Raw genomic sequence first — 12,131 nt, forward strand, 5'->3', positions numbered from 1 at the left:
GTGGGTAATGATATGTTTAATTATCATTATCATAACGGGATTTACAAATATTCACAATTAGGTTAGGCATCTTATTAACAAGTATACTAGCTGTATTAAAAATCTAATATAAATATATATCTTATATATTAAAAAGAAATAAAGATAAAACTTTTATAGGTTATCAAAAATAGGAAGAAGACCTACTCCCACAAGGGAAAAATTCATGTTAGAACGTAAAAAATCATAAATAGTAGAAAATGTATCCGTAGATTCAATGATTAATAGACTTTCAATTCTACAAAAAAGCAGAAAGAAAATCATATGTTTCTACATGAAATCGGAAAGAAATTGATACTAATCTTATTATATTTATTCAACTATGGAAATAGAGCTTATTTTCTTTATTTGGGTAAATGGATCAGTATTTAGCGTCCAATTATCCACAATTTGTTCAGATAATGCAGCTATTTGTTAACATTACTCAGTATTTACACATAACTCACATTATTATTGATGATTTTTATTAGATAAATACAACAACATTAGTAATTACAATGATTTTAGAAAGAATATATTCACATTGAACCATATTTGTCCTCATATCCACTATTTTTATAATTTTCCTTTTGATTTTTTGTAGGTATTATGTGATAAGTTTTAATACATTAGAAGAATACCCCCTAGTATTATGTGGAAAGTTATGTATTAATAGAATCGAATTTGTATAGAAGTGCATAAAAAAAGACTCCATTTTACATGAAGTTCTTTCGATTTGGTATTTATAAATAGAGTAGTAGGAAGGTATTACTAATCAAAGAAACACGAATAGCCCTCCACTTTTGTTTTTTTCAAAAATAGAGAGCTCGTTGCTATTATTTTATGTCAATTGCGGTTAGCACCTGATCTGGAGCTGTTATTGTTACACCAGCACGTACTAAACGTTCGAATGTACGCATAAACTCTAGTAAATTAAACTGTTTTGGTAGCTCAATAATACGAAGTTTTTCTTGTGGCAGCTTATCAATTGCCTCGATAAACCATTCACGTACATCACTTGGAATCGTGCGTTCTTTATGGCCACGAACTTTTAATTTTTCACGCACTTCAATTTCTAAAGCGATATATGCATGGAGATTCACTCCCTGATCATATGCATATTTTCTAAATAACGTTTCTTCCTGGTATTTTAGATAATTACGGTGATAAGATTCTTCTGTCACTGGTACCGCAAACTTCTGCTTCAATAGTGCATGCACATTTTTAAACATCTTCTTAATGTTGCGAAGAGAGTACATTGAATAATGTAGACCGAAATGAAAGACAGCTTGTTCACGGTCACTATTTCTCTCTTTTGGTATATGTTGCGTAATAAGAGGGTAGATACCTTCTTTTGCTGCAGTATCAAGAATTTGATATTGAGATGTTTGATGCAATAATTTTTTCAATGTATATACAATTTTCGCTGGATATCCTTCTTTTCGATCAACCATGTCACGAAGTCCACGAATTACACTACGAATTTGACGATGACAAGTGTGTTTTAAAACATGAATGAATTTATTCATGTCTGCAGACAGTTCACCAATATTCATTTCTTGTAGGACTGATTCAATGAATTTCGCTTTACGAGCGTAGATAGCTTTTGGTGCAAATGGATCTCTGTGGTGCTCTTCTCCAGATTCTTTCGTACATAAGAAGTCCGAATGGATAGATAGATATAATGTTGTATATCGTTTGGTATGCTTTACACCTTTTTGCATTTTGCAAATTTTGAATAGGGGATTACCCGTACATGGTAATGCAGTTGTTAATTCTTCGATAACCGCACGGATCTGGTGCGGATATTTTTTATGTAAGAAACGATACATCCCACCAAAGTGAGTTTTGTTGCCTCTTTCATCCTGCTTGTCCAAAGAACGCTTTAACGTTGTTTCCGTATGTTGTTGCATCGCAATGTCTAAGAATAGTTTCTTAGCCGCTACAGATAGCTTAAAGAAAGCCTTTGTAAATACAACAGGACTAATATATACGTATGGATTAGCCTTTTCTGTTTCTTCATTCATAAAATGAGTAAGTTTGATTGTATAGCGGCCATCTACGCCATTTTCGATAGCGATTATGTTATGTATGCTTAATTTCTTTAGAGCGATATAGAATTGTGAGTGCTGGATATAAGCAAATTCTTCTTTATATTGCTTGTAATCTTCCCACATCATATGTATTGTTACATTTGGAATGACACCATTTGTATAGCATTTTTTATGTAGGTACAAGAATACTTCAAGATCAGCATTCGTAATACCGTATAATTTATGTTTTCTTCCTGTTTTTTCTGCAATTGCAGACATTGCGCGACGTGAAAAAGATGGTTTGGCTTGTTCAACAAAACCGTCAACATCAGCAATACGCTCTTCGTATGTCATGTGCTGCAGAATATCTTCTAAATATGTATCTTTATAGCTGTAGTATTTCTCCTCAAATGTTTCCACAAACTTTTGCCAAGATTTTAGTGTGACTAAAACTGCGTTTGTCTTTTCTCCATTTAAGCTACGTTGATTTTGAATAATAAATGATTTCCCCATCTTTTTCACCTCCGTTCTGCAAAATTCGAAATATATGCCAAAAGACTATAAAATATTCCAATTTTGATTATAGCAAAACGAATTTTGTAAAAATGTGCCCTTTAAGAGAGAATTTTAAAAAAAGCAACACCTTATGAGCCTTAGAGCCTCAAGGGATTAAAAAAAAGTTTGAATTTTTTTTTGGTACGCGACTTGGGAAGGGTTGTTGCTCTTTTTTTGTATGATGCTACTTTTCGAGGAAAAAGAAAATCCTTTAATATCAATACTTTATAGGCATTTAAATAAACTTTAGGTACTCAACTTGGGAAAGATGTTGCTTCTTTTTCGGAAAAATGGGTACGCGACTTGGGAAAGAATTTTTATGTAATATATAGTTTGATTTTTATTAAATATCCTAAATTACTTGATATAACAGCGTTTGTAACTGATTTCGTTAGCAAGATAGGTACGCGACTTGGGAAAAATGTTGCTTCTTTTTAACATGAAATTAAATAATTTAAATATTAGGTGTTGCTTGTTGCGAGAAATAAGTACGCAACACGGGAAGAATGTTGCTTATTTTAGTGAAAGAGTACGTGAGTTGGGAAAGGTGTTGCTTGTTTTGTACTAAAAGTACGCAAGATGGGAAAGATGTTGCATGTTTTACAGGAAGAGTACGCAAGGTGGGAAAGATGTTGCATGTTTCACAGGAAGGTTACGTGACTTGGGAAAGGTGTTGCTAGTTTAATTTAAAGAATATTTAATTTCCATATTAATCACCTTTGTCTATACATCTGGTATAACTTTCATTCCACTGAAATCATTGACTCCAAGTCAAATCCCCTGATATCCTCAAAATACAAAACAAAAGTACATATTTAAAACATTATATGTAAATAAATTATGATTCCTGTAAAGTACAATTAACAGGAAATGTAGTGAGTGTTCTACAGAATATAGTTGTTGTAGATATTACAGAGATACTGGAATTTAAAGTAGGCAAGTAGCAAAACATGGTTGCTATAATAAAGTGATTTATAAACAAATAAAAAATAATGTTTCACAAAAAATGCTCCTAGATAAATCTAGGAGCATTTTTTAGATGAAGTTACTGGATTTCTTGAGATGACAAATATCATCTGCTAGATAACACCATTTTTCATTCGTGATTTAAACAATTTCAAAAGTTCTACATTTTGAGTTTGTAGGTTTAATAAATTATTTTATCAAAAAACGTAGGTCAATATGTGTTGGATATTTTTTAAACTCATTTAAAATTGTTAAGGCTTTTAGCGGGTATTCAAAGTTACCGTTTGATGAGCTGAACAATCTCTCACGAAGACTATTAGCAAATTTAATTAATTGATTTTGTCCTAAACTTGAATTATTTGCTACTTGTGTTTCAACTATATATAGCTGCTGTAGAATTTCTCGTAAAAGGGTATCTACCTGTTCTACATTAATAACAAGATGTTGTTCATCCTTCTTTTGAATAGCACCTCCCTTTAATAAAAGAGTAAGCCATAAAGCTCCGTGTTCTCCATCAGAACTTTTTTGAATCCATCCGGATTTTGGATTAGACCATAGCCCACTACGTGCAGAGCGTAACAATCGTTCTGCTAGAATGATATGACGGGCAATCTCAGCAATATGACCAAATAAATCATGACATTGGCCCAGTAGCAACCAAACTGTCATATCTACTCTCATCTCTTCAATACCTGCATAACATAAACCCAATGATAGCTTTGAAATAGCTCCTTGAAAGAGTGGAAGTGGACCACTACCATGGATAAGTTCATGTAGTGTTAGCCATAGAACAATAGCCTTATCGATTTCTTCCTCTGTAGCTGACAGAAAGTTAGGAGATTTATTATCAATTTGAAGATGGTCAGCTGCAATTGGTTTAGTAAGTGTATTGAATCTTATTTTTATTAAATTATGAAAAAGAATAGAGCGGCGACCAGAGATTTGCCGATAGGTATCTTTCCACCCATCAAGATAAAATGGTGTAAATAAAGCAATATATTTACCTTCAGTATTTGCAAATGGTCCTGCAGCTAAAATAATATCGTAAAATTCTACATTACGTCCATGAAAATGACAAGGGAAACCAAAGATTCGAGTTCCAATTTCTGAAGCGTAAAATTCTACACTATTTACTATATCATTAGCTTCTTGTTTAGCCATTGTTAAAATAAATCCTAGGGATGAGGGCTGAGATTCCATCATGCGCATAGGTCCTAAATAAAAGTTAATGGGCCTTTTTTTCTGTAGGTTAAAAGACTCTACTGCATCATCCCATTCATTTAGTAATAATCCTTTTTGAATAGCTTTAAATAAAGAAATAGGAATTGCATGTTCTGTTAAGTCTTTAATAATATTAGAAAGTGCATTAGTTATTAAAGTGCTTTCAGATTGTAAATTAACTAACTCTGCTAAATTTCTCCAAGCTTTAATGTCTTTTAAAATATTTCGTTCATTTACTAATATGTCAAATGAATTAGCTTGCTTCTTCATTAAAATCCCTCCACTTTGTATGCAACAACGCATTCCTCTTCCAAGTATCTCCATCTGTATTTTAAGGTAGGAATAGGTATATTTTTCACTGATAAATTTAAGTTTTTACAAACTTCTTTAAACGTACCTTGCAGATGTCCTAAATCATAAAATATATCTTTATAAGCCCAACTATGCCGATATCTCCATTGGAAACGTTCAAATATAACTGTTACAATTAATACGATTGATTTATTTGAATTCAAGTCCTGGTGTACATCTATAAGAGACAAAGCATGATCAGATACATCATAGTGATATAGACCGGGTGCAATTTCAGAATGTTCTCCTACTATCAAATAGAATTCAAAGGGGTGTCTGGCTCCTTTTGATGGAACGGTTTTAAGTAAAGCTGGAATAATATCTAAGAATTTAGCAGTTCTAAGTTTACCAAAAGACCAAAATAAGAGTTGACTTAGAGTATCCTGATAACCAACTGTTTTTTTTGTAGCGGGATGTGACAAGGTTATCTGCGGCTTTCCTTTATAATGTTTGCAAACTGGTGGTGGTAATGATTCATCAATATAAGAAGTCATCAGAGAAACATCTTCTTTGAAAATTGTCGGCTTAGAATAATCACCATGGCAAATATTTTTGCGTGAGGATAGATATCTAATCACCTCTGCCATTGTGGTATTACTATATAACTCTTTTATTTTTGCCCAGGGTTCTTCGGATTCAATTGGAACAATTAAACCTACCTGATAAAGAGAATAAAATAAAGTTTTGACTTCATTCGAATCTATCCCACATCTTTTCAGCATACAATATATTTCATTTTTTGATCGATTTACTTGGCAAAAATCAACTAATTTAGTGAGTACTGCATGTGGAAAATCTACTTCATGCAACTTATCAAGACAAGGATTACTCAAAAAGCATATCCCATCAATATATACTAGAGTAGCGAAGCGGCTAGTGCGAAATAACATTATTTTTCCTCCTTAAGCGAAAGGGTGAGGTAGTCCATCTGAACCGGGAGTATCCATCTCTAACAGAGGTAACTCAGGTACCATTACTTGTATAGCGGATAAACCTAAATAATCAGTAAGAACATTGCCACGATCTATAGTGAGAATATCAGTACCTATATGTAAATTCTTAATATTAACTTCTGATTCTATTTCCACTATATTATCTATTGAAACTTTAGGTATATTTCGTACACACCATGTGTCTAATAGCATATTAGCTCGTTCCATGTCTAAATAATATAGAAAATGGTCGTAAAGTCGTGGCAGATTAGGCTCTGGTTCACAAGGCCAGATTTCTAAGGCATGTAACAATTGAGCATATGCCTCGGTAAGGCCTCTATTTATTGCTTCTGACGTGTTCCAACCACCACCTGATCCACATACAAGAGCAGGGCCCAACCCACTTTCTTTGTTGCGATGCAAAATGACTATACATGATGTAAATCCTATAATAGGATTAGTAATTGCGGTTATGATTTCATACCCTATCATTTCACAAACCTTAGCCAATTTAGTTGTTTGGGTAGGGAATGTATGGGGTGACCATACATTAGATAAGGGCTTACCCCAGAACTGAACTAATCCAACACGTTCTAGTACTTCAGTTATTCCTACCTTAAGACATGCTTCATAATCAGGATGTACTGCCATCCCGGTAGAATCTCGCTTTACAATCGGATTTTTTACTGTACATAAGCTTTCTAACTGAACATATTCTAAGGGTATCATTACTTTATTTGGAGTTGTTAGATTGTTTGCTTCACACCACCAACGTGGTGAAGGGTCATTTACAATAACTGCTGTTGAATCTTGAAAATCAGTAGGTGTACCCCAATGTAACCTTGCCCGAGGAGGTGAACATGCGCAGTAACGTTCCAATCCTTCCATAATTGCTTTTTTTTCAGCTAAATCGAGATCATAATCAACGCCTCTTCCTACTAATATTGAATTTTGGGACATATGTAGTGGAGGATCAACAAGGGCAAGTACAATATAAGGAGCACCTGGAGGTACTTTTTTATACCTAATCATTTTTATAGGACCAAAAGGGCTTGGGCGTACTTCAGTTTTAACCTGTGTTAGTGTTGGTATATGTACCTTACATTCTGGATGCGGATAATAAGAAAAATCAACTTCTTTAAAAGTGTCATGGTCAAAAGTATAGTTTGACCAGTTTCTCGGCAACCAAAGTTTAATGCATATTGGACAAAATTTTTGATGAGAATTTTTTTTAAATGATCTTGGTATCATCTGACATCACTTCTTTCCCAGTACAAAACTATATACTACAACTTCTCTATCATTGGAAGAGCATAGAGCATTGTTTACCACTTGATCATCAAAACCTCCAACAGGTAAATGTGGTATGCCCAAAGCTGTTGATGCTAAACACAAGTTTTGGGCAGAATGGCCCGCCTCTAATAAAAGATATCTATAGCCTCTTTCTCCGTATTTAGGACATATTCGAGAAAGGTTTCCAATCATAAATATTATTGCTGCTGTTTTTTCATAATTTACATGTTTAGTTCTAAACCATGAACTAACCGGTGATGGTAATGGTATATTGCTTGTTTTTAGTTTTCCAGTATGCGTTTCATATGTGTAAAAGCCCGGTTCTAAACCTTTGACTGATAATGAGAGTAGTATTAACCGTAACGGATAAATGGCACCAGCTGAAGGAACGGTATGACGATATAAAGTATTAACTTTTCCGTATGCAGACCACATAAGGAATATTAATTCTTTTTTGAATAATGGATCAGTGCCGAATTCCCGGCAAGATAATCGGTCAATTAGAAGTCCTCCTAGCGTGTGACAAATAGAATTTGAGGGGAATTCACTTCGAATTTTATCCACATTCAATTCAGTATTAGTATAAGTTTCTTCTGGAGCAAGTGAGAAAGGCGGAAGAGGCTCTTTAAAATAGCCAAAGCTACTGATACGATGAAAAGTAGCAGCTGCCCAACCATAATCATGTGGAATGGGTTCGTTTTTATCCAATGGCGACGACATATAATGGTGCCTCCTCATAACCATTTACCCCCAGTAGCTCATCTGCATATTCATCTTGTAACGCCGGGGTTAGAAAGTTACTAAAATTCAAAGCTGTAGCTAGTAGAATATATTTTTGTGCTAGTTCAGCCACGTTCACTAATAATGTTCTATATGCTCGTGCATGACGATAACGATACATATATCTTTTCCAAACAGAAGATATTACAAAGGTACAAGCTGCACCTTTTGGACGATCTTGTCCTATACACATACGTACTACTTCGTTTTCGAAATGACCCTCTTTTATTAATGTCACCTGATGTTTACGGGGGTCATAATGATAAAGTCCCGGTGTCAGTCCATCTACTTTAAATACAAAAAAATAGGTTTCGAGGGCTGAGAATGCAGAGTTTAAAAGTAATTCTGGATTAGTATTATAATTTTTCTCTGCTTCAGTACGAAGAAAGTATGTCTCTAGATTTGCATAATAAAGAATAATACTTAATTGCTCTATAGTTAAATGTCCAATACACCATGGGCGATTGGATCGGCGTTGTAATAATACATCTTGTAAAGTTTTATCCGATGGTGGATTCTTAGGCTTTGGTAAGGCAAAATTCGTTTTATCAGGGTATTCCTTCCAAAAATTAGGGGTTCCTTCTTTGTCAATTAAATTGGCTAGTACTTTAGCATTATAATTATCAGGATCTGCCACTAAATCATCATCAAAGGAAATATCTTTACTTTTAAGGTGTAGCATGAGAGCCTCTAACCACCCTCGATTTACCCAATGTTTAACGCTAGACATCTTTGGAAATTCTTTCTCGCTAGGTACCAATAGTTGTTGTTGAATCAAATCCGTTAAAACTTCTTTTGCTTCTGTCCGGTTTAAATTCAAGGTACAAGTAGTTAGGGCAATTAGTGCAAAAAATGGCTTAGGGGTTTTGAAATCGTTTAATAATTGTAAATACTGTGAATTCGGTAAAATCACACTTTTGTTTTCTAAGAATAATTCGCAGGTTATTGGCGGACCAAAAGATACTCTGAAAAACGGATTGAGTTTAAATGAGGATTTCTCCGTTAATTCTACTTCCATATTAACCTCTCCTATCATCCAATAATTGTAAAAGACATTACAGATTCATAAATTCCATCAATATCTAAAAAATCATCTAAAATACTATCATGTAAAGAATACCCTCTGTATGAACTACGGTTGATAGCACTTGCTAAATAAGCCGTAGTTTGCATTAAATGTCCAAGATCATAATTCATCACACGGTATGAACGTGGTTCTCTATATCGATACATACTCCGCTCAAATATCGTAGTATAAAGATACACAACCGTGGGTTTAAAAGCAGGGCGAGAGGGGTGAGTAATAATATGTTTCTTTACAAATTCCTCATAAAAATTTTCTCTTAATAATTCAAGACTATGATTTTTTACATTGTAATGATATAGACCTGGAATTAGGCCATCTACTGATAACACTATAGGGTACACTTCAGTTGGATGGCGACTACCTCCAGATGGACTTGTCTTCGCTACATGGTTTCCGGTAATTGGAAGTCGCCTGTTTGCGGTTTGGCCATAACCCAAGTACGTAATCCAGGAAAATTCATCTAAACTTAGAGGACCTGAATAGCGTGCAGATCCTACCCAGTCAGTAAAAACTTCTGTTAATTTTTGTTGCTTTACCTGTGGGTTTTTGGGCAAATAGATTTGTATACGAGTATTCATTTCTTTATAGTTATCAGGCAATTTTTCTATTTTTAAGTATTTTTCCATCAATGCTTTATCTTCAAAACCTTTAGGATCAGTTTTATAATCCATTTTAGGTAATTGATTAGTGTGTAAATGAAAAAGAAATGGATCCTCCCAGCCATAGTTACGCCAAATGACTTCTTGTGTTTCAAAATGCTTTTGTAAAGATTGATTTTCTTGAATTAAAATTCCTGCATCTAACAGCTCCATAATAATTTTTTTAGCTGTATCTTCATCACAGTTAATTAAAAGAGTTAAATATCGAATGACTAAATTTTTATCCAGCCATTTATTACAGTAAGTAAGGAGAGATGCTATTGATTCTGTGGCGATAATTTCTCCGTCCCATTGTTTTAACGTTCCTGAATCATAGAGTACCAAGCCGGCAGGAGAGTTAAGCAGTACAATTCCTACTGGACGTCGAATTCTCATATTAATTTTCCTCCTGTATATCTTGCAATCTGTTTTAATAACCATGGGTGATAAACACGGTTTACATCGCTATTAAAATAAAGGGAAAGTAAATCTCGAGATTCTAACTCTTCAACCTTTACCGTACCATCAGACAAACAACCGGTTCTATAAAGGTTTCCATAAGGGCGTGCATAATAATATACATAATAATAAGGTATTTCTGCACGAATCCAGCGATCTAGAATAGAGGCCGCGATTCGCACTCCTATCTGTGTAGGATACTTAATATCATCAAATGATTCTGCTTCTATTGTAGGTTTATTAAATTCCATTTTTACCAACCAAGATTCTTCTATTTCTTCCTGAAAAACTATAATAATTCTAAATCTCACGTTTAATTTTTGGTATAAAGATAAAAGTGAAGATTTCTTATTACTCTCTGTTTGTAACCATGATATGAAATCTTCATTTAAAAAATTTGTTATACGTTTTCTAAGATTTTCATATGACAACCCTTCTGGATTAGGATCTTGAAGGGCAGGTAACTCCAATGTTGGATCAAATAGTAATGGTTGTACTTTATTACATTGGGATTTTACGAACTGAGAAGATGCTTTGTGTATAACTTGTGTATCAGAATTTATTTCTATTTCGTCACCAGGTTGAAGGCTCGCTGCACGTTGATTTGGTCTAAGGCGCAGAATCTCTTCTATGAATTGATCCGCTGACATGGGAAACATGAATCTATTAATCCAATCAGCGTTACCTAAATACTGAAGTCCTGTATAGTTAGGGATTAGTACATCGGGTTTAATTTCTAAAACAGTATTAAGAGTATTACTTAAGTCATGTAGGGGGAAATCTAGTTGAAAGTTAGTGAAAAATCGATGATGATAACCAGGGAAATTACATATTAGTAAATTAGGGTTTCCAACATTTTGGAGTATTCCCTCTAACATTACTTTATCAATTAACGTATCTCCTATGTACCAGCAAGAAGAATTGTCTTCTTGAAAGAAACATCCTATTTCTGGCCATCCACTTGAAGATCCTGTAACAGTAAATTTCACACCTGAAAAATGCACTACTTCACCTGGTTCTAATACAGTCCTTTGAACAAATCCCATGTTCTTGAGCACAAGTTCTATTGTTGAATCAGACGGATAAAACACAGAGGTACTTCTTGGAAGGTAGGATAAAGTTGGAATTTCTAGATGACCAGGATGTGAATGAGTAATAATTAAAGCATCTACTGGAGGTAAATGGTCGAGTTCTAATTGACATGGAGGGTATACAGCAGCGGTACCATTTTGAAAAGTTTTAGTAAGAATGGGATCTATCAATATATGCACTCCAGCAATTTGAATTGAATAGCCAGCATGTCCCATATATGTGATTTTCATTGGTAAACACCTCTCTTTGATTTAAAAAACCTGATCATTAATCGATCAGGTATATTTATATATATTAACGAATACAACACTGTTCAATAACTACGGGAACAGAAATAGAATCAGGACGCTCTACTCTAAAAATAACTTCCCGTCCGGTTTTCTCACGATACTGTTCAACAAAAAATTGTACCCCTATCATTAAATCTGAAGGAGTAGCCTCAGGATTCATCAATGCACTATCTATATAAAAACGATAAGCTTTATCTAATGACATTACTGCTGATTTTCCTTCTGATGTGTTAATCATCATATCACGTTTGTCAATTAGAAAATTTGTGTTTGGTATGGTATCACTAATATGTTGTTGTAACGCATTAGTAAAGTCTTTAAAATCTAGAATACGATCTTCTGGTTTCATTACAATGCTCCTTTTTTTTAGATTGTTATTATGTTTCCCAAAAAAAGAAGTAATATACATATTAATA

Annotated in this window: 9 protein-coding genes and 1 pseudogene; 1 reads left to right on the forward strand and 9 read right to left on the reverse strand. The window is 33.9% G+C overall.

The features are described from left to right. Positions 1 to 854 precede the first annotated feature (854 nt). Positions 855 to 2,564 (reverse strand): hypothetical protein, encoded by a 1,710-nt coding sequence (locus NHG49_RS30115; protein ID WP_258127105.1) that lies wholly within the window; start codon positions 2,562 to 2,564, stop codon positions 855 to 857. 875 nt (positions 2,565 to 3,439) lie between these two features. Here NHG49_RS30115 and NHG49_RS30120 point away from each other — a divergent pair. Further along, positions 3,440 to 3,645: pseudogene (locus tag NHG49_RS30120) on the forward strand (hypothetical protein). Between the two features lie 116 nt (positions 3,646 to 3,761). Here NHG49_RS30120 and NHG49_RS30125 read toward each other — a convergent pair. From NHG49_RS30125 to NHG49_RS30160, 8 genes are all read right to left on the reverse strand, one after another. Beyond that, on the reverse strand, positions 3,762 to 5,063 hold the full coding sequence (locus tag NHG49_RS30125; RefSeq protein ID WP_258127106.1) for a hypothetical protein: 1,302 nt from the start codon (positions 5,061 to 5,063) through the stop codon (positions 3,762 to 3,764). After that, on the reverse strand, positions 5,063 to 6,034 hold the full coding sequence (locus NHG49_RS30130) for a SagB/ThcOx family dehydrogenase (RefSeq protein ID WP_258127107.1): 972 nt from the start codon (positions 6,032 to 6,034) through the stop codon (positions 5,063 to 5,065). The genes NHG49_RS30125 and NHG49_RS30130 overlap by 1 nt, the downstream gene beginning before the upstream one ends. Positions 6,035 to 6,046: 12 nt before the next feature. Next, positions 6,047 to 7,327: a YcaO-like family protein gene (locus NHG49_RS30135; protein WP_258127108.1), complete on the reverse strand. Its 1,281-nt coding sequence runs from the start codon at positions 7,325 to 7,327 to the stop codon at positions 6,047 to 6,049. Positions 7,328 to 7,333: 6 nt separating this feature from the next. Further along, positions 7,334 to 8,089: a SagB/ThcOx family dehydrogenase gene (locus tag NHG49_RS30140; protein WP_258127109.1), complete on the reverse strand. Its 756-nt coding sequence runs from the start codon at positions 8,087 to 8,089 to the stop codon at positions 7,334 to 7,336. Then, positions 8,070 to 9,167, reverse strand: coding sequence for a SagB/ThcOx family dehydrogenase (locus tag NHG49_RS30145; RefSeq protein ID WP_258127110.1), 1,098 nt, complete (start codon positions 9,165 to 9,167; stop codon positions 8,070 to 8,072). The genes NHG49_RS30140 and NHG49_RS30145 overlap by 20 nt, the downstream gene beginning before the upstream one ends. Before the next feature lie 14 nt (positions 9,168 to 9,181). Then, complete coding sequence (locus NHG49_RS30150) at positions 9,182 to 10,270, reverse strand: SagB/ThcOx family dehydrogenase (protein ID WP_258127111.1); 1,089 nt, start codon at positions 10,268 to 10,270, stop codon at positions 9,182 to 9,184. After that, a complete protein-coding gene (locus NHG49_RS30155) occupies positions 10,267 to 11,655 on the reverse strand; it encodes an MBL fold metallo-hydrolase (RefSeq protein ID WP_258127112.1) in 1,389 nt (462 codons plus the stop codon). Before NHG49_RS30155 ends, NHG49_RS30150 begins: the two co-directional genes overlap by 4 nt. 64 nt (positions 11,656 to 11,719) lie before the next feature. Beyond that, positions 11,720 to 12,064, reverse strand: coding sequence for a hypothetical protein (locus NHG49_RS30160; RefSeq protein WP_258127113.1), 345 nt, complete (start codon positions 12,062 to 12,064; stop codon positions 11,720 to 11,722). Between the last annotated feature and the right edge of the window lie 67 nt (positions 12,065 to 12,131).

The organism is Bacillus sp. IBL03825 (genome assembly GCF_024712505.1).
GTDB classification, from domain to species: domain Bacteria; phylum Bacillota; class Bacilli; order Bacillales; family Bacillaceae_G; genus Bacillus_A; species Bacillus_A wiedmannii.